The sequence below is a fragment of the Microcoleus sp. BR0-C5 genome, from assembly GCF_036705045.1.
Classification (GTDB): domain Bacteria; phylum Cyanobacteriota; class Cyanobacteriia; order Cyanobacteriales; family Microcoleaceae; genus Microcoleus.
Genome location: NZ_JAUBTR010000019.1, coordinates 67,185 through 86,203 on the forward strand (window position 1 = coordinate 67,185; position 19,019 = coordinate 86,203).

Sequence of the window (19,019 nt, forward strand, 5' to 3'; positions counted from 1 at the left end):
TAGTTGGGCCTTGTGTTCCAACTGACTACAAATACTAATCGCTCTTATCATAACTTTTGTAAATTTGCGTATAATCACATAGATTGTTGATAGAGATCACAAACACTCTAGTATAAAAACAGAGATACTAGGGGAAGCGTTGAGTTTTGAGTTAAAGATTTCCCAATTCAAAATTAAACACTCAAAACTGCTTTCCGCCTTCAGCATAAGTGCATTCTGCTTTTCTTCGCTCAATTACTCCTGATTTGTTTGGGAGGAACTTTCAATGTTATTATTTACCCACAGTCAGTCCAAAAATAGCAAAGTAGAGCAAGAGCACTATGCTCACAAACCTTTGTTACCGACTTCAAATATTAATCTAACAGGGCTAAAGGGAGGATGCAACCATTTGCGAATCAGCCAAAAAATTAGCTACGGTTATGCTTTAGCTATCGGCATAGCGATTTTGGGAACTGGTGCGGGAATGAGATTGGGAGATTACTTTCGCAAACAAGCTTTAGTTCAGGTGAATGTTGCTGGGCAGCAGCAGCAACTGCTGCAAAATTTGCAAAATACCGTATTTGAAGCCCGATCGCACGCGGCGAGATTGCCAGTCGTTTTGGGAAACACTGTGGCGCTGAAATACGAACACGATCGGTTTTTCGCGCAAATCCATCAGGCGAAAATCCTGATTTCAGAAATTGAATCTTTCGCACGAGAAAATCCCAATAGACTAGCAACAGAAGAGGCAGCATTGCACGCTATATTGAAGAAATCTGCCCTCGTCATTGATTACTACGCTCAGCTAATTAAATTGCAATTAAAAGAAGCGGATGTTTGGAACTTGCCACCCAACAGCATCGAGTCCGCACAGCTACAAATGTTGAGGACTAGCAGCGGCCAAGAGGCGATCGCACTAGAGAACCTTGCTCAAAATTTAACTGACGTAATTTCTACAGTAGAAATTCACAAACAGCAAGGAACCCAAGCATTAGAAGAAGCTGGAAGTTTGCGAAACCGAATTATTATTGGGAGTATGCTAATTTCAGCACTCATCGCTGTCGCACTGGCGGACAAAACCAGCCGCGCGATCGCCCAACCCCTCGAAACCGTTACTAATTTTGCTCAGCAAGTCACTCGCGAATCGAATTTTAACCTGCAAGTACCAGTCACAACCGACGACGAAATCGGAGTTTTAGCGGCCTCTTTCAATCAATTGATTCAGCGAGTTAGCGAGTATACACAAGAACTCAAACAAACTCAATCCCAATTAATTCAGACCGAAAAAATGTCATCTCTCGGTCAAATGGTTGCAGGGATAGCCCACGAAATCAACAATCCCGTCAACTTCATCGGTGGCAACATTGACTATGCCAAACAATACATCGAAGATTTGGCAGGTTTGGTAACTCTCTATCAAGAATACTATCCAAACCCACCAGATGCCATTCTAGAGCGCATCGAAGACATTGAACTCGAATTTCTCAGAGAAGATTTACCAAAAACCCTCTCTTCGATGAAAATGGGGGCCGATCGCATTCGGGAAATTGTCGTATCCATGCGGAATTTTTCGCGATGCGACGACGGAAAAATGAAATCAGCCGACATTCACGAAGGAATTGATAGCACCCTTGTAATTCTCAATCATCGGCTCAAACAAGGTATTCAAGTTATTAAACAATACGGCAAGTTGCCTGCGGTTGAGTGCTATCCCGCGCAACTGAATCAAGTATTTATGAACGTAATCGGCAATGCAATAGATGCGGTGGAGGAGGTGAAAAAGGAAGACAAAGGCTATTCGCCAACGATTTGGATTAGCACGGAAATTACAGCCGACAATACTTTCACCGTCAAGATTCGGGATAACGGGCCGGGAATTGCGTCCGCCAGTGCCCAACAGATATTTGACCCATTTTTTACTACAAAGTCGATCGGCAAAGGTACTGGATTAGGATTGGCTATTTCCTGTCAAATCCTTGCCAAGCATCAAGGCAAAATTGAGGTAAATTCTCAAATAGGACAGGGCACGGAATTTGTGATTACTTTGCCAGTTGCTGCGTAATATTACGCGGCGCGACTTCGTTTTTGTTTGGACGTGCAAAAATTAGACTATCAAAGTCCTCTTGAGGCGTGCTGGTGATACGGGATTGTACCCCATCAGAGCTCCGTTGAGGCGATCGCTCCCTTCAAAGCGGTTGCAGGATAGCCAGACGCTTAAGCGCGATCGCACCCTCGATCGAATGTCCGAAAGTCTGCCCATCACCTACGTTATCGATCGCAATACAATTTTTCTAAGTTTTGGCATCGCTGGGGCCGAAACTCTCAACGCCGATGGCGTTTACATTAGCGTCAACACTTTAGATTATTCCGGCTATCGGGACTGTCGCCCCCATTATATTCAACCCATGCAAGAAGTATTTCGGCTAGGGGCAAAATAGGGGATAGAACGCGATGCACTCTCTATCTTAATACCTCTGATTGAGCTAAAAAAGACAGAAATCATTAAATTAGGCAATAATGGGGGAGTGCCTTGCGAAAACACTTGGTTTTGTTACGGCGGCGGTAAAGTTGCTGGCGGCTTTTGCGATTCCTGTGAGTTAAGGCTGGCAGCGTTTAATGAGTTAAGTTTACAAGATCCGCTGCCTGATACTCGCAACCATAAAACCGAGCGATCAAAATTTTCTTAATAATTTTGCCACAACAGTTGACTGAAGCTTAACCAACGGATAATCTATTTTAATGAAAGCTTATTCCAAATAGCTTATAATACTTATGCAATTTTCAACTGCCACTAAAACTCCTAAAAATTATGAAGCGGCGGCATTTTGTTGGGTTATCGCTATTGTTTGTAGCAAGCTGTTCTACAACAGTAAATCAATCTAATCGCACTTCTTCCAATTTGGCCGTAAGTGAACCAGAAACGATTGAATTTGCTGTAACTGATGTTCAGGGTGCAGAAGATTTGCAGCAAAATTATCAAACATTTCGGACTGTTCTGGGAGAAGTTTTGGAAAAAAGAATTGAATTGTTCCCTGTCGATAACTATATAGAAGCAGCAGTAGCTCTCCAGTCTGGTCAGCTAAAACTAGCTCTAACAGGGCCATCTGAATATGTGATTATGCGGGCTCGGACAAATGCTGTTCCCATCATTGCCATCACCCGCCCCGACTATAACTCACTTATTCTTGTTCGTGCCAATAGTGAGATTAAGTCAGCAGCACAATTGAAAGGTAAAACAATAGCTATGTGGGCAATAGGTGCAACTGGTGGTCATCTAGGGGCGATTAAAATTCTCCTGGATGCTGGCTTAAATCCTCAGTCAGACTTCAAAATCTCAATGTTAGGGAAAAAGGGTTTGCAGGCTTTAAAAAAAGACCAAGTTGATGCCTTAGCAATTGGTGTGAATAGATACAAAGATTTACTCAAAATAGACGGTTTATCAACCAAGGATTTTCGGATTATTGCCACAGGGCAACCCTTACCTAATGATTTGTTTGTTGCTAGTAGTAATCTGCCTAATACTCTTGCTGAAGAAATTCGCGATCGCCTGGTCGAAAATCAAGATCAGCTAATTGAAGCAATTTTAGTTGGAAAAGATAATGATAAGTATCAAGGAGCTAAACTGGTGCCAGCAAACGACAGTGATTATAACATGATTCGTGAAGTTTATAAAGCTATTGGTCAGGGGAATGTTTTTTAAGGTTAAGTTTTATCTAATGCCTACTTTGTAGTAGGGCGTTAGCCCTTAATCCATAAACTATAGCAATCCTAAATGATTATACTCGTTACCAGGCTCTTCCTGGTAACGCATATCCGGAGGAAGAGCCTCCATAGTCTGGGCCGAGGCTCTTCCTCGCTTACATCGGTTCCCAGGCAGAGCTTGGGAACCAGTTAACCAGTTATTGAAACTGATGCGAGGATTGCTATATAGGGAAGATTTGGTACTACGAATAAGAAAGTTTATTTACGTGCATTTACTAATTGATAAAGTTGTTAAAATTTAGCTCATGTTGCCAGTATGCAAAAGTTTGAACAGGGAGAGAATAGGGCTGTGAGGTTCAAAAACCTTATCGTAAATAGAGGAAAAAATAATGTCCCTGTCACTGAAGGATCTCGCGACATTAAAAATCCTCTCAAAAAAACTCCCTTCACTGCAATTAACCGTTTCATTTCTCGCTTGAGCATTGCCAAAAAAATTAATTATGGCTACTCCCTAGCAATTGGAATAGCCGTACTAGGAACCACAGGGGGAATGATCTGTGGAGACTATTACCAAAAGCAAGCTTTCCAAGCTCTAACTTTCGCCGACGAGCAACAAGATTTGCTCAGGGATTTAGAATATTCCGTGCAGGCAGTCCAGTCACATCCCAAACGGTTAATCTCTGTCTTAGGAGATTCAATCTGGTTTGAATATGAAACTGCTAAGTTCTTGAAAGATGTTGATGTAGTAAAAAAAAATATTGCAGAACTAGCTTTATTTACGGAAGAACATTCCACAGAATTAGCAGTAAGTTCTGCTGAATTAAAGGAATTGTTAGACGGTTACACAACTGCGACAGATTCGTATTCTCAATTGCTCACATCTTTTTGGCAAGAAATAGCTCCCTCCTCACTAAAACCAGAAGAAGTTAAAGAGGCACAGCAGCAGGTATTGGATTTAATCAGAGGGGATAGAGCAGTTAAGCTCGATGTTAAGTTTGAGCGGCTCTCAGAGAGTTTGAGCTTGATGACACAAGTAGCTAAGGCACAGCAAAGACAAGCCTACATTAATTTTAATATAGCTGAGAAGCTGCGAGTGCAAATCATCGTAGTGAGTATGTTAGTGTCAGTTGTGCTCGCTACTTTTCTAGCCATCTGTACCAGTCGCGCGATCGCCATCCCTATCCAAGCTGTAACCAGCGTGGCTAAAACTATTACTCAACAAGCAAATTTTGATTTGCAAGCACCTGTCACCACAGAAGATGAAGTAGGAACCTTAGCAAAATCCATCAATCAATTAGTTCAATGGGTAGCAGAATACACCCATGAATTAGAGCTGGCTCGCCAAACTTTGGAAGAGCGAGTAGAAGAAAGAACAGAAGAGCTTACAGTAGCGCTTCACCAACTAAAACACACCCAAACCCAGTTAATCCAAACCGAAAAAATGTCCAGTTTAGGGCAGATGGTGGCAGGCGTAGCCCATGAAATAAACAACCCTATTAACTTTATTCACGGCAACCTAGAATACGCCAACGAGTATGTTATAAACTTGCTGAATTTACTTCGTCTCTATCAGCAGGAATACCCGCAACCCACAAAGGCGATCGCAGAAGAAATCGCAGAAATAGAACTAGACTTTATCACAGAAGATTTACTAAAACTGCTTGAATCTATGAAAATAGGTTCAGAACGCATCCGGCAAATAGTTTTGTCTTTGCGAAATTTCTCTCGCTTAGATGAAGCTCAAATGAAATTAGTTGATATTCATGAAGGCATTGACAATACACTGTTGATTTTGAACAGTCGGCTCAAGCAGGGAATTGAAGTTGTCAAAAACTATGGAGAGTTGCCCGAAATAGAGTGTTACCCAGCGCAGCTAAATCAAGTATTTATGAATATTATAGCAAATGCGATAGATGCACTAGAACAATCATCCCATGACTCTAAAAAAGGGAAAACTCCTCAGATTTTAATTCAGACCAAAAAGTTGGATAGTAGCCAAATTCTGGTGCGAATTTGCGATAACGGCCCTGGCATTTCCCTCGCAATCCAAAACAAGCTATTTGACCCATTTTTTACAACTAAAGAACCAGGAAAAGGCACTGGTATCGGACTCGCAATTTGCTACCAGATTGTGGAAAAACATCGGGGGAAAATAGAGGTAATTTCATCTTTGGGAGGGGGAGCAGAGTTTGCGATCACACTCCCCGCCTCATCTCAAACTAGAAGCTAGATATTGTCTATTATGAGGAGATTAATGTGTTAGCGACGACACATAATTTGTTATTAGGCTATTTAAACTCAGCTCCGACAGCCGCCCAATTTCCCAAAGCAGCCGATTTGCTCAAGGAGTTGAAAGCCTGACGCAAAAAGTCCGGGGCGAACTGGGCAGATATAGAGGCGCTTTTGGACATAGTAAAAAACCATTAGCGCGAAAATTGAGCGGAAAACAGAAATCTTGGTGACAATAAGTCTGAAACCGTTGAATCACAAAGGATTGAAATGGATGGGGGCGGAGGGACTTGAACCCACACGACCGTTTCGGGTCAACGGATTTTAAGTCCGTAGCGTCTACCATTCCGCCACGCCCCCCTTTGGTCAAGCTGCTGTGGTTTTGAGCCACTAACAGCAACAGCCTTTTATTCTACAGGCAAAACCCCAATTTACGCAACCCCTAATCAAAAAATTCCCAAAAGTCGCGCTGGATCTCCCCAAGCGGTACAATAGTTAACCAGCTAGCGGAGCGTGTCAACCGACTTACCCGTGTTATTATTCCCCTAAAGCAAATCTATGTATATTACCTTACTGCTTTACGCCGTCTTGGCAGGAGCCTACCTCCTGGTAGTACCCGCGGCCACCTACGCTTACCTGAACAGCCGCTGGTACGTAGCCACATCTTTTGAGCGGGGCTTCATGTACTTCTTGATGTTCTTCTTCTTCCCAGGTATGTTTCTCCTAGCTCCCTTTTTGAATTTTCGGCCCAAACGGCGGCAGATAGAAGCCTAAATGCGACGTATTGACGTAATTGGAATCAGTCTCGGCTTTTTTGTAGCAGGTGGGTTTGTCTACTTGCTACTGCAATTGGCCGGACTCGACAGCATGAATGCAGGGATTTGGAGTCAGTTGTTTTTGGTCGCCGGCTTGATTGGCTGGCTGGTGACTTATTTATTTCGAGCACTGACTCAAAATATGACCTACAGCGAGCAACTGAAAGAGTACAAAGATGCTGTCTTGCAGAAGCAGCTAGATGCACTCACTCCTGAAGAATTAGCCAAACTTCAAGCCGAAATTGAACAGGAAAAAGATAATTAGTTATTAGTCATGAGTCATGAGTCATTAGTCATTAGTCATTAGTTATTAGTCATTAGCAATAAACGGTGAAATAAAGACTGCCGACTAAAAGCTAAGGAAGATGAATATAGACCGCCAAGTAATGATTGCTGACTAATGACCACTGACTGATGACTAATGACCTCTGACTAATGACCAATGACCAATGACTGATGACTAATAACTAATGACTATTTCTAATTGTTTTGAAACGTTACGCAAGAACCACCAATGTGCATTGATTCCTTTTATTACTGCTGGCGACCCAGACTTGGAGACAACGGCTAAAGCACTGCAAATTTTGGATGATAACGGTGCAGACGCGATCGAGCTTGGCGTTCCCTATTCTGACCCGCTAGCTGACGGGCCGGTGATTCAAGCCGCTGCTACAAGGGCTCTACAGCGGGGAACGCGGTTAGATGCGGTGCTGGAAATGGTAGCGAAAGTTAGTCCGAATTTGCGATCGCCCATCATTCTCTTCACATACTACAACCCGATTTTGTACCGAGGTATAGAAACCTTCTTGCAGCAAATCAAAAGTGCTGGAGTTCAGGGATTGGTTGTACCAGACTTGCCCTTAGAAGAAGCAGACAGTCTCATCCAACCTGCCAACAAATTAGGGATTGAACTAACATTATTAGTTGCTCCCACAAGTCCCAAAAGTCGTATAGAAGCGATCGCTCGTCAGTCTCAAGGATTTATTTACTTAGTCAGTGTGACGGGGGTTACGGGAGTACGCGAAGGCTTAGAAACCAGAGCAAAAGAGTTGCTGCAAGAACTTCGCGCCGTCACCGACAAACCCATCGGCGTCGGGTTTGGTATATCAAAACCCGAACACGCTCGCCAAGTGAAAGAATGGGGTGCAGATGCTGCGATTGTTGGCAGTGCTTTTGTCAAACGCTTGGCCGAAGGAACTCCAGAACAGGGTTTAGAGGCGATCGGCGAATTCTGCAAAAGTCTAAAAACAGCGATTCAAAATGCTTAGCAACTGTACAGATACTTTCAGCCATTAGACAGATGTGTGCGATCGGGATGTGCCCCCACAATTGCGATTAAAGACCTTGTTGTACTTGAGATCATACACCACCTTCCTTCTAGTTCCTGACTAGAAGGTTTTTTTTTGAGCCGAACACGCACCACATTTCAACATAGTGCGCGTATGGAGAGCCAAACAGCTATGTATGGAAACGGCATTGCCTTGTTCGGCGCGGGGTGGTGCGACTTTTAATAATTGGTAGAAGATTGAGGATTATCCATTTCTTCTTCCTGATTGGTGATTTATATCCGCTCGCCAAGCCTTCTTCCTTCTGTCTTCTTCCTTCTCTCTTCTTCCTTCTGTCTTCTTCCTTATTCCTTCTACTATAACTTAAGGAATCTGACTTGGGATAGATGAAAAGCTACGGTTTCTATTCGTATACTTAAAAAAGTGTTTAAGTGCCTAAATTGGTAAGGCTAGACATCTACAAAGCCACAAGGCATTTGAGCATCTCACAATAGAAAGGAGCATTTTTATGAACAGACTAACTGCATTTGTGAAAAAAATTCGAGCTGTACAAATCTTAACAGTGTTTCTGGCTGGCATTTTAGTATTAGTGAGTACGGCCTGCAGCCGCCCTGATATTATGGCAGGAAAAACTGATGTGATGACAGGAAAAGGAAAAACTGCCGACCAAATTAGAGAAGAAGTGCCGACCGGGGCTGTAACTTCCGAATACAAAGGCGGCATGAACGACTACCCCGATGTCGATCCCAGAAACAAAAAGATGACAACAACAGAAGCAAAAGCTGAGCTTCTCAAAGAGCAAGCGCAGCACCGCATCGATACCAAATCTAGCAATAATGTAGGCGAAAATGTGCGACGGGTAGCGGATGACGCGCCTGACAAACTAGGCCAAATTGGGGAAAAGGTGAAGGACGATGCTCGCACCGCCCAGCGCAAAGCTGATGACTTTGGCGACAAAACCAAACAAGGGTTTGCTAATCTTAAAGAAAACACTCGCGAAGGCTTGAAGGGAGCAAAAGATATTGTTAAAGAAGCCACTGAGGGAGCAAAAGAAAGAGTATCAGAGGGTACTGAGTCTCTGAGATATGGTACCAGCGGCGGTCAAGAAAATATCAATGATGCAGCACGAGATGCAAGATAGAATGCTCAAGATGCCTCAGACAATATTTGCTAGAAAGTGAATCGAGATATTGACTGAACTCAACGAGTGGCCGAAAGAGCGACAGACGACTAATCTCAAATAACGCTGTTTTCTTTTCGGTAAGCTAGATTCCGACAGGGGTTTTAACCTCTGTCGGAATGTAGGTAAAGTCAATCGATTTGAGATTTGAGATTTGAGATTTGAGATTTAAGCATTGACCCCACGGATAAATTCGGGGGCCCCTTTATCGGATACAGTTTTTTATTTCTGGGTCCTGAGTCTGCTTTCGGAATGAATCCGGGGGCTTGTATCCTGGATGCTTTCGGTCAATCGATTTGAGATTTGAGATTTGAGATTTGAGATTTAAGCATTGACCCCACGGATAAATTCGGGGGACTGGAATGCCACTTTTTTCACGACGGATTCTTTATAATTTCTATAGATTGTATTTGGACTTTTTAAGGTATTAATTTTTTGATCGGCTTTGCGGAAATTTGGCCGATCGCGCTATATTAAATTCACTTAATTAGCAATTGTATTTTTCAAGACATAATAAGGCAGCGTTTCTACCGTATTACGCCTTCATTGAATCGCATTTGAGATTAACAGCAGAAACTTATACGTAAGTAAAAAGCTTTAATCGCGATCGCCAAAGTATAAAATGTTGTTCATTAACAGATAATTGGAATTTTCGATAGGGCGATCAAAAATTATGCGGTTTATGCCCTAAGATAGATACACTAAGTTTTGTCAAGCTAATGTCGGAGTTGAGGTCAGCCGATATGGACGCAATAATAAATGCAGTAGATTTGACTGCGGTAATACCGGGATATCGCCCGATCGCGCAATTGTACACAGATTCTCGATCGGCTATCGATCGGTTCGTGCGCGATAAAGACCAACCACCCGCCGCTAAAATTCTCAAACCTACGTCGTTGTGGTTGAGGATTTCCGGGACGCGGTGCGGCTAAAATCCAAAAAAGTTGCATTAGCGACCGTTAATTGCATCAGTAGAAATAGTCCTCAACCGAACAGACATTCTCGACCAACTTGAACGCAGACCGGTTATTTACAAATACATTAAACATTCCAATCTTTCAATTAATCTAGACTGTTATCTGCCAGATGGAGGTGTATAAATTTTAGCAAAAAGAAGCCACGGATTCGGGATATATTCGAGCCGTAATCCGTAGCCAATGGCCAGGGGAAATGGAGGCAAACCTTATCTTGAAAATTCTGTTTTGATGCTAGTAACGATGATGCACGACTTTTATGATGCGCTGGCCGATTTGGCACTCTATGCAGAGGCCGCACCGGCGGAGCGCCAACAAATCCTGAAGCGCGTTGGGGCTAGTCAGAAAAAACTCAAAGAATTCGCGCACCATACGCCGATCAATTACCAACACAAGTTCGATCTGGTTGAGGCAGAATTGCTCGGCGTTTTGGGACAGACAGCAGAAGCGATGGAACTATATGATCGAGCTATTACCGGAGCTAAAGCTAACGAATATTTCAATGAAGAAGCTCTTGGCTGCGAACTCGCTGCTAAGTTTTACCTGTCGTTGGGAAGAGAAAGAATTGCCCGAATCTACATGATAGATGCCTATAATTGCTATGTCCGCTGGGGAGATCGAACCAAAATTGATGACTTAGAAAAACGTTATCCTCAATTATTAAAACCGATTTTAGAACCCGCAAAACTCCCTGCAAATCCATTAGCAAATTTTCCAACACCTGCTGGGCAAAATCAATCGCTTCATCCCTCCATTCATCCATCCATTCCTCCGTCTGTTTCGGCGAGCGTCTCAGATTTCGGGAATTTTTCAACACTGCTAAAAGCTTGTCAATCGCTCTCTAGTGAAAGAGAACTCGATCGACTGATTGCCAAACTGATGCAACTGGCGATGAAAAATACAGGAGCTGACAAAGGAGCGCTGATTTTGCCAAACGGCAATCAATGGGAAATCGCGGCTACCAGCGCGATCAACAATTCGGGAGTCGAGCGGGCGATCGACTTATCATCCGCAACAGTCGATGAAAACAGCGATATCTTGCCCCTCAAAATTGTTGACTGCGTTAAAAATTTATTGAAACCTGTGATTGTTCGGGATCTCGCTCAACAACGTGATTGGGATTCCGACTCCTACATCCTCAAATCCCAACCGCAGAGCCTGTTGTGTTGGCCGATTCTCGATCGAGGCAACTTAGTCGGCATTTTGTATCTGGAAAATCGCTTAACCGCAAAAGTTTTTACCCGCGATCGCCTGCAACTTCTCAATCTCCTGTGTTCCCAGGCAGCCATCTGTTTGCAAAATGCTCTACTCTATAAAAAATATCAGGATTACAACCTACAATTAGAGCGATCGCTAGTAAAAATTAGCCGAACCGAATCTCAGCTTGCAGATCAGAAAAAAATGCTCCAAGCGATTCTTGATGTCGCTCCGATTTGGATTTGGATGGTGAATCTCAGTGGTAAAGTACAGTTTTTGAACAAGACATTTTCTCAAGATGTGGGCGTGCCTCTGAGCGATTTCCTAGCTGTCGATCATTATAAAGATATACTGGGGGAGAATGCAGCGGGCTGTCTGGTTTCCGATGCCGCCTGCCTTGCTCAAGATTTGCCGCATTACTCCAGCGAAATTCTCAGACTTGTTGACGGCAAACTACACGATTTAGAAATCACGAAAGTGCAGTTAAAAAATTCCCAGGGCGAGACGATCGGGATTATTGGTTTGGCTGTTGATGCCACCGATCGCAAGCGAGCAGCCGAACTTTTGCAAGAGCAAAATCAACAGCTAGAACGAACTTTAAAAAATTTACAACAAGCACAACTGCAAATCGTGCAAAGTGAGAAAATGTCTGCCTTGGGTAATTTAGTCGCCGGAGTCGCCCACGAAATTAACAATCCGATTGGGTTTATTTCTGGCAATTTAAGTGAAGGTAAGAGGAGTTTGGAAGATGTTATCGAACACTTAGAATTGTATCGCTCCGGTGCATCGCAATCGGAAATAGCCGACCACGCCCAAGAGATAGATATCGATTATCTTTTGGAAGATTTACCGAAGATGATTGATTCAATGCAACTCGGGTGCGATCGCATTTGCAGCATCAGCAACAGTTTGCGTACCTTCTCCCGAGGCGACAAAGACTACAAAGTTCCTTTTAATATTCACGAAGGCATTGATAGCGCGATTTTAATTTTGAAACACCGTCTCAAAGCAAACGAAAACCGCCCGCAGATCGAAGTGATAACTAAATACGGCAATCTCCCTAAAATCGAATGTTTTCCCGGTCAATTAAATCAAGTTTTCATGAACATTCTTGCCAATGCGATCGATGCCTTAGAAGAGTCAAATATAGGACGCACTTTTAGCGAAATTACCGCCAATCCAAACCGCATCACGATTGGCACGGATATAGTCGGCGAAGGGTACATTAAAATTAAAATTGCTGATAACGGCACTGGAATCAAAGAGGAAATTAAACAGCAGATATTCGACCATTTGTTCACGACGAAAGGTGTCGGAAAGGGAACTGGATTGGGGTTAGCAATTGTCCACGAGATTGCGGTAGAGAAACATGGCGGAAGCATCGAGGTGAATGGCGAGCCTGGAGTTGGCACTGAGTTTGCGATCGTTTTGCCTGTGAAGGGATAAATTTGAATTAAAATTCAATGGTTTTTGGGCGATCGGGTAATAAGATATACTGACTTTGATTCGGATCTTTTTTTGAAAGCCTGGGCATAACTCTTTTAAAGTAGCATCATTCTTTTCATCAAGCAGTCTGGTTTACAAGCTGTTGCTACTGTACTTAATGAACCTGGAATCTGCTGTATTTTAGACCCCCTATAAGTGAGTGCGTCACCCATTTTTAGTTGGGAGATGTCTATTATACAAAAAAAATTAATCACCAAGGCTTCGCCCTACAAAAATTTATCTTAAATTTAACCAATCTTGAATTTCTTGCGCTAACCAAGCCGCCTCAACCTCTTTCAAATTTGTTGCTAAAGTATAAAAGTAAGTTCCCCTCTCGTTACCTGAACGAATCCTGATTTCATTTCCCTGATAAGTATTGTATAGAAAAGCACCCAAAATCTCAGAAACTTCCCCCCTTTGTCCTAAATAACTCCAACCAAATATCTGATGTTCCAGTTTAAAGTAGTTCCGGTTAAAGGTAATTTTAGTACCATTGCCCAAAATCTTAACTAAGATACTTGCTATAAGCGGAAAAAATCCTAATCCCATAGTCACATTTACTTGCAAATATGCTAAGACTATCGGCCAAGATAGCAGTATAGTTAATATTCCTATAAAAGCACCTGAAAAAGGCTTTCTGACTAAACGAGACGGAATTTTAATCTTTAACTCGGTCGCTGATTTGCTAACTTGAATGCGACTGTGAGGCGGTTTAGCAATTTTCCGAACAGTCGCAATTTGAAGATTAGCCCCTTGTATTTTTCCCGATTTCAAAGCTGCTAAAGCCTCTCTAGCCTTGCTGAAACGCTTTTCTAAGGCGATTTCCGTCATCTTCTCAATCCAGCTTACCAAACTGGGATTCACACTCACGAGATCGCTAAACTGAATCCGAGAATCTTTCTGTGGTAAATCCGCAGGAGTCGCGCCCGTTAACAAATGAATTAAAGTAGCTCCCAAAGCATACAAATCCGAAGCCGCCACCGCCCGCCCCCAAAACTGTTCTAAGGGTGCATAGCCACTGGTTCCTACAACTGTAAACGTTACCCCTGTCACCCCTGCTTGAGCTTGTACCGCACCAAAATCTACTAGATAAACCTGCTGATCTTCCCCCAAAATTAAATTACTAGGCTTAATATCTCGGTGCAAAACCGGGGGACTCAATTCATGCAAATAAATTAAAATTTCCAGCACTTCAGTGGCAATTTTTCGTACTTGTATTTCTGAAAAATGCTGACCATTTTCTAAAAATTCCTGAAGCGAAAAACCCGGAATATAATCTTGCACTAACCCAAACCAAGGCAATCCTGCTCCGGCTTCCCGCTCCAGGGAAAAATAATCTCGATAGCAAGGAATGCGGGGATGATTTAGCGACTGCAAAACTTGTGCTTCTCGTTCAAAAAGCTTGAGTTCTTCCCACTGCATTTCCGGGCTAAAAGCTAACATTTTCAGTGTCACCTGTTCTTGAAACTCTAAATCTACTGCTAGCCAAGTTTGATGACCCGCCGCTGTGCGTCCTAAACGCTGTTGCAATTGATAACGTTCTTGTAAAATTTTTCCTGGATTTAACACAGCATTGTCCTATTTTTTAATTATATGAAATTTCCTTAACTATTAAATTAACTATTGTGCCGAGAGCGTTAAATTGCTAGTACAAGTAATTATCCGTGCATTTCTCCATTCGGCATAATTGTACCGCGCCACTGAGCACCTGCTAAATTAGCAGTGCTCAAATCTGCCCTAATCAAAGTTGTGCGGTGCAAAATTGCCTCCCGCAAATCTGTTCTAGCCAGGTAAGCATCAGTCAGATCAGCTTCACTCAAATTTGCCTGATTCAAATTAGCTCGACTCAAATCAGCCCTCACCAAATTAGCTCGACTCAAGTCAGCCATAACTAAATTAGCATTGCTCAACTTAACATCAGGAAGAAATGCACCCCGCAAGTTAGCGCCAGCAAATTCAGCATCAATTAACACAGCTCTTTCCAATTTAGCATTTGTCATTACAGCCCAGGAAAAATTTGTTTCTACCAAAGTTGCTTCAGTCAAAAATATGCCATCTAAAATAGCTTCGCTCAAATTCGCCTGAGTCAGATTTGCTGCTCCCAGAGATGCTTCTGTCAAATTCGCGTGACTGAGATTAGCTTTAGTCAAATCGGCACCTTGCAAATTGACGCCCCGCAAATCGGCACCTTGCAAATTTGCACCCCGCAAATTTGCACCCTCAAAAATCCGCACCTCCTTCCGCAAATTTGCACCCCGCAAGCACGCCCCGCGCAAATCTGCACCTTGCAAATTCACACCTCGCATATCTGCATCGCTCAAATTTGCATCAATAAAAACTGCCAAAGAGATGTTGGCTTTGCGAAAGTCTGCACCTTGCAAAGTCGCTCCGTGGAAGTCTGCATCGGACAAATTTGCTCCGCTCAAGTTTGCTTGATTTAAGTTAGCACCGCACAACTTTGCATTAGTTAAATTGGCGCGCTGAAGGTTAATTCGGCTCAGGTACGACATCGCTAAGTTTGCACCCCAGAGGTCAGCATTACTTAAATTGACGCCAATTAAATCGGCACCGCTCAGGTATACTCCTCTGAGATTCATACCTTGAAAATCTAGTTCTCCTGATGTATATCGTCTTAAAATTTCGCTGGCATTCATATTTGTTTTTGTTGTTAATTAGGTACAATCTGCTATTTCTAGACTGCTTAAATTTCTGTTCGCGCAGGCGGACTTAGTTTTTGTAGCGCCAGACTTGAGTCTGAGAAATTTGATAAAATTTCTTGAATTTCAGTTGACGCAGGCCGACTTAGTGTGTGTAGCCTCAGACTTGAGTCGAGCATTTAATGAGTTTGATTGACAAATTCTTGAGTCCAAAAAACGGTTTTGCTGCCTAACTGTCGCCCGTGAATTTTCACATGAGTAAGATATTTTGATTTTAAAGTACACAGTTTTTTGTGAATGTAGGTAGCTGTAGCCTGTTGGTTTGGTACTTCAGCCGACTCCAGAATCACATGGAGCCAACCGTCTTTAAATCCTACTGTAGCAGCAATTCCTTTAGGCTGTAGCAATTGATTAATCAATTGGGCGATCGCCTTTGGTTTGCCTTGCTTTGCCATTTCCAGAAGCTGATACTGATTTTCTTTATGGCTAGAGTTTTCCGGCGGTATGTCTGAAATATTGTCGGTCAGGTTTTCTGTGATTTCAGAAGGATATTTTCCGCTTTCTTTTGACTCCAATTCAATCAAAATTTCCAGCAATTTATCGGTAAACTTCTGAACTTTGCCTACATACTCTCTGAGATTTTTATATTTCCAGTACAAACGCTCCTCTACACTTGCCGTAGAAAATTTTCCATTCAAAGCAGCTTCCAACTGGGTGAATATATTTTCTATTTGCGCCGTTGCGGAGTTAGCACTTTGACTGACTAATTCTGTCATTTCTTCTTCCAATCCCAACTTGCGTTTGATGGAATCGCTAATATTTATAATAACAGGAGCAGCCGGTTCTACAATTTCGATAATAGTCGGCATTTCTGCAACTGGGAATGTTTCTACGATTTCCTGTCTGAACTCGGTAGCATAATTATTGCTGGTTTCGGGCTCTTTAAACGGTACATTTTCTGCCGTGTCCGGCACTAAGTAACTCTTTTGGGGGTCATAATGATAATGAGGTGGAGCAGCTTGAAGGATGTGAGTAATCTCGCCTGGATCAAAATAATCGGTGCGCCTGTCCACCCGATCGCTTTCTTCATAAACACTGTTGTTTAAATGTGTCTGATCGTAATCTTCGCTAGCCGAAGATTCGGCTTCATGGGGTTCTTCCTGTTGCATTTTTGCGTAACAAGGATTCATCGCTTTGATGATTACGCTCGCCGCTTGGTCGTTTTCATCTCTGTTGTCGAGATTGCTAGCAGTTCTGTACAACTGAGATTCCAGTTCGGCTAGGCTGCCACAAACATTAAACAGTTGTCGCAGTAGATTGTCAAGTTCTTGAGTTTTCAGAAGTAGCCAGTCGCGATCGCTAAAAGTAAACTGGTGATAAAGAGTAGAAAAAATTAGGATTTTCGCCCTCAGCGGATTTGTTCCCTGCAAAATTTTTTGTCTGACATCAAATAAAGTTCCGGGGTTTCTTGCCCTTTCTTCGCTGCTGGGTACTTCCGAACTAAAGTGATCGTCAAATGCGGGAGCTTCCTGACCGCCAAAACTAGATATGTTTATTTCTAATTTGGTGAAATCTTCAAATTCATACAGCCTGCTAAGTTGACAGATTATGAGGTCGGCTACTAAAGCATACTCGGTTTTTTTATTAACCTTAGAGACTATACTATTTAAAACAGCTTCAATATCTTCTAATCTGCTGTATTTGGCGCACAGTTCTTCGATTAAAATCCTTACATCGGCGCTGGCGAGTTGGGCGGGGTCGTTTTCCCAGAACTCTTTACAAGCAAAAAATATTATTTTTTTAATGCGCGAGAGATTCACGTCTTGTTCTAATTCGCGAACAACTTCATCTAAAATAGATAAAGCTTTCATAGTTTTCCTCCCATAAAAATACCCTGTCAACACTCAGCAAGAAATAATACAATTATACCACATTTGATAAATGCAAGACTTTGAGGCGATCGTAATTGGCAGCGGTATTGGGGGCTTAGTCGCCGGCTCGATGCTAGCTCGCTACGGGAAGCGGGTTCTCGTCTGCGAGAGCCACATCATAGCGGGCGGGGCAGCTCACAGCTTTTCGCGCCGGGGATTTCACTTTGATTCGGGGCCTTCTTTTTATTGCGGTTTGACTGACCCCCGGTCGTTCAATCCTTTGCGACAAGTTTTTGATGTTTTGGAGGAATCGATCGCAGCAATTTCCTACGATCCGCTGGGGCATTACCATTTTCCAGAAGGAAGTTTGCCGATTTATGCTGATGCGAGAAGTTACTTAGATGCTGTAGCTAAGTTCGCACCGCAAGGTGCTGTAGAATTACAGCAATTTCAACAAAACTTATTAGTTTTGTATGAAGCTTTGCGTGGAATTCCGGCTTTAGCGCTGAGATCCGACTGGCAGTTAATACCTGTTTTGCTGTCTCGGTACTCGCCTGCTTTGCTGAAGTTGTTGCCGCTAGTAGGTGCGATCGCGGGTTCAGCAGGTTCCTTGATGGATCGCGATGTGCGTGACCCTTGGGTGCGGCGTTTGATCGATTTGGAGTGCTTTTTGCTGTCGGGTTTGAAAGCGCACGGAACTGTCGCCCCGGAAATAGCTTTTATGATTGGCGAACGATCGCGCTGTGCGATCGAATATCCTGTAGGTGGCAGCGGTGCGATCGTCGATGCTTTAGTTCGAGGTTTGCAGCGCTGGGGAGGAAAATTGCGCCTGGGAGCTCCCGTCGAGCAAATATTAGTTGAATCCGGCAAAACCACCGGCATTCGCTTGAAAAATGGCGAAATTATTCGCGCCCCAATTGTCATTTCAAATGCCACAATCTGGGATACTTATACAAAGTTACTGCGAGCTGAAGATTTGCCGGAAAGCTACCGAAAAAACGCTTTGTCGATGCCAGCATTAGACAGTTTCATGCACCTGCATTTAGGAATTAAAGCCGAAGGACTCGAAGGTTTGACCGGCCACCACGTCGTCGTTCACGACAGCAAGATTGACATTACAGTACCGGGAAATACTTGCATGATTTCGATTCCTACAGTCTGGGATGCAACTCTCGCGCCGCCCGGACATCACGCCATTCACGCTTATACATTGGAACCTTACGAAGGTTGGGAATATGGCGACTTGTATCAGCAGAAAAAGCAAGAGCGATCGCTATCTCTGTTTCAAGCTTTAGAAAGAATTATACCGGATGTGCGATCGCGGATAGTCTTAGAGTCGATCGGCACACCGCTAACCCACGCCCGATTTTTGCGCCGCTATCAAGGAACTTACGGGCCTGCAATTGCCGCCGGAAAAGGCACATTTCCCGGCCCGCAAACACCAGTCAAAGGCTTGTATCGGGTGGGAGACAGCACCATGCCAGGAATTGGCGTCCCCGCCGTCGCAGCATCGGGTATTTTGTGCGCGAATACTTTGGTAAATTCCGATGTTACAGGACAATTTTTGTAAGCGAAGGAAGTTCGGCAACGGATTTTGTAACGGATGTAACGGATGTCAGGAAGAAGGAAGAAGGAAGTTCGGCA

General features: G+C 43.3%; 13 protein-coding genes, 1 tRNA gene and 1 pseudogene. 11 read left to right on the plus strand and 4 right to left on the minus strand.

The genetic code is table 11. The annotated features are described in order from the left end of the window. Positions 1–265: 265 nt before the first annotated feature. The 4 genes and pseudogenes from QUB08_RS11875 to QUB08_RS11890 all read left to right on the plus strand — a co-directional run bounded on the left by QUB08_RS11875 (position 266) and on the right by QUB08_RS11890 (position 5,911). Positions 266–2,041 carry an ATP-binding protein gene (locus QUB08_RS11875; RefSeq protein WP_333224899.1) on the plus strand — a complete coding sequence of 592 codons (1,776 nt, stop codon included), beginning with the start codon at positions 266–268 and terminating at the stop codon, positions 2,039–2,041. 133 nt (positions 2,042–2,174) lie between these two features. Then, a pseudogene (locus tag QUB08_RS11880) lies at positions 2,175–2,666 on the plus strand (7-cyano-7-deazaguanine synthase). 122 nt (positions 2,667–2,788) lie between these two features. Next, positions 2,789–3,679 (plus strand): PhnD/SsuA/transferrin family substrate-binding protein, encoded by an 891-nt coding sequence (locus QUB08_RS11885; RefSeq protein ID WP_333224900.1) that lies wholly within the window; start codon positions 2,789–2,791, stop codon positions 3,677–3,679. Positions 3,680–3,997: 318 nt separating this feature from the next. Then, the gene (locus QUB08_RS11890) at positions 3,998–5,911 is read left to right on the plus strand and encodes an ATP-binding protein (RefSeq protein ID WP_333224901.1); all 1,914 of its coding nucleotides are present in this window, start codon (positions 3,998–4,000) and stop codon (positions 5,909–5,911) included. A 274-nt stretch (positions 5,912–6,185) separates the two neighbouring features. On the opposite strand, the gene QUB08_RS11895 is transcribed toward QUB08_RS11890, so the two are convergent. Further along, positions 6,186–6,270: transfer RNA gene (locus QUB08_RS11895), tRNA-Leu, on the minus strand. Positions 6,271–6,468: 198 nt separating this feature from the next. Between QUB08_RS11895 and ndhL the strand changes: the two genes are divergently transcribed. The 6 genes from ndhL to QUB08_RS11925 all read left to right on the plus strand — a co-directional run bounded on the left by ndhL (position 6,469) and on the right by QUB08_RS11925 (position 12,808). After that, complete coding sequence (gene ndhL, locus QUB08_RS11900; protein WP_193972727.1) at positions 6,469–6,684, plus strand: NAD(P)H-quinone oxidoreductase subunit L; 216 nt, start codon at positions 6,469–6,471, stop codon at positions 6,682–6,684. Next, positions 6,685–6,990, plus strand: coding sequence for a DUF3007 family protein (locus tag QUB08_RS11905; RefSeq protein ID WP_333122305.1), 306 nt, complete (start codon positions 6,685–6,687; stop codon positions 6,988–6,990). Between the two features lie 205 nt (positions 6,991–7,195). Further along, positions 7,196–7,993, plus strand: a complete 798-nt coding sequence (gene trpA, locus QUB08_RS11910) for a tryptophan synthase subunit alpha (protein WP_333224902.1) — start codon at positions 7,196–7,198, stop codon at positions 7,991–7,993. A 526-nt stretch (positions 7,994–8,519) separates the two neighbouring features. After that, a complete protein-coding gene (locus QUB08_RS11915) occupies positions 8,520–9,152 on the plus strand; it encodes a DUF6658 family protein (protein ID WP_333224903.1) in 633 nt (210 codons plus the stop codon). Between the two features lie 782 nt (positions 9,153–9,934). Further along, positions 9,935–10,123: a hypothetical protein gene (locus tag QUB08_RS11920; protein WP_333224904.1), complete on the plus strand. Its 189-nt coding sequence runs from the start codon at positions 9,935–9,937 to the stop codon at positions 10,121–10,123. Between the two features lie 273 nt (positions 10,124–10,396). Then, positions 10,397–12,808, plus strand: a complete 2,412-nt coding sequence (locus tag QUB08_RS11925; RefSeq protein WP_333224923.1) for an ATP-binding protein — start codon at positions 10,397–10,399, stop codon at positions 12,806–12,808. 276 nt (positions 12,809–13,084) lie between these two features. On the opposite strand, the gene QUB08_RS11930 is transcribed toward QUB08_RS11925, so the two are convergent. The 3 genes from QUB08_RS11930 to QUB08_RS11940 form a co-directional block, all read right to left on the minus strand. Beyond that, on the minus strand, positions 13,085–14,416 hold the full coding sequence (locus QUB08_RS11930; protein WP_333224905.1) for a serine/threonine-protein kinase: 1,332 nt from the start codon (positions 14,414–14,416) through the stop codon (positions 13,085–13,087). Positions 14,417–14,505: 89 nt separating this feature from the next. After that, complete coding sequence (locus QUB08_RS11935; RefSeq protein ID WP_333224906.1) at positions 14,506–15,501, minus strand: pentapeptide repeat-containing protein; 996 nt, start codon at positions 15,499–15,501, stop codon at positions 14,506–14,508. 182 nt (positions 15,502–15,683) lie between these two features. Then, on the minus strand, positions 15,684–17,375 hold the full coding sequence (locus tag QUB08_RS11940) for a hypothetical protein (protein WP_333224907.1): 1,692 nt from the start codon (positions 17,373–17,375) through the stop codon (positions 15,684–15,686). Between the two features lie 70 nt (positions 17,376–17,445). Here QUB08_RS11940 and QUB08_RS11945 point away from each other — a divergent pair, with 70 nt between their 5' ends. Then, positions 17,446–18,945, plus strand: a complete 1,500-nt coding sequence (locus QUB08_RS11945; RefSeq protein ID WP_333224908.1) for an NAD(P)/FAD-dependent oxidoreductase — start codon at positions 17,446–17,448, stop codon at positions 18,943–18,945. Positions 18,946–19,019 lie beyond the last annotated feature (74 nt).

Excerpts from the sequence above, each read along its gene's own strand:
- QUB08_RS11875 (WP_333224899.1), top strand. The coding sequence starts at position 266 with ATGTTATTATTTACCCACAGTCAGTCCAAAAATAGCAAAGTAGAGCAA.
- QUB08_RS11885 (WP_333224900.1), top strand. The coding sequence starts at position 2,789 with ATGAAGCGGCGGCATTTTGTTGGGTTATCGCTATTGTTTGTAGCAAGC.
- QUB08_RS11890 (WP_333224901.1), top strand. The coding sequence starts at position 3,998 with ATGCAAAAGTTTGAACAGGGAGAGAATAGGGCTGTGAGGTTCAAAAAC.
- ndhL (WP_193972727.1), top strand. The coding sequence starts at position 6,469 with ATGTATATTACCTTACTGCTTTACGCCGTCTTGGCAGGAGCCTACCTC.
- QUB08_RS11905 (WP_333122305.1), top strand. The coding sequence starts at position 6,685 with ATGCGACGTATTGACGTAATTGGAATCAGTCTCGGCTTTTTTGTAGCA.
- trpA (WP_333224902.1), top strand. The coding sequence starts at position 7,196 with ATGACTATTTCTAATTGTTTTGAAACGTTACGCAAGAACCACCAATGT.
- QUB08_RS11915 (WP_333224903.1), top strand. The coding sequence starts at position 8,520 with ATGAACAGACTAACTGCATTTGTGAAAAAAATTCGAGCTGTACAAATC.
- QUB08_RS11920 (WP_333224904.1), top strand. The coding sequence starts at position 9,935 with ATGGACGCAATAATAAATGCAGTAGATTTGACTGCGGTAATACCGGGA.
- QUB08_RS11925 (WP_333224923.1), top strand. The coding sequence starts at position 10,397 with ATGCTAGTAACGATGATGCACGACTTTTATGATGCGCTGGCCGATTTG.
- QUB08_RS11935 (WP_333224906.1), bottom strand. The coding sequence starts at position 15,501 with ATGAATGCCAGCGAAATTTTAAGACGATATACATCAGGAGAACTAGAT.
- QUB08_RS11940 (WP_333224907.1), bottom strand. The coding sequence starts at position 17,375 with ATGAAAGCTTTATCTATTTTAGATGAAGTTGTTCGCGAATTAGAACAA.
- QUB08_RS11945 (WP_333224908.1), top strand. The coding sequence starts at position 17,446 with ATGCAAGACTTTGAGGCGATCGTAATTGGCAGCGGTATTGGGGGCTTA.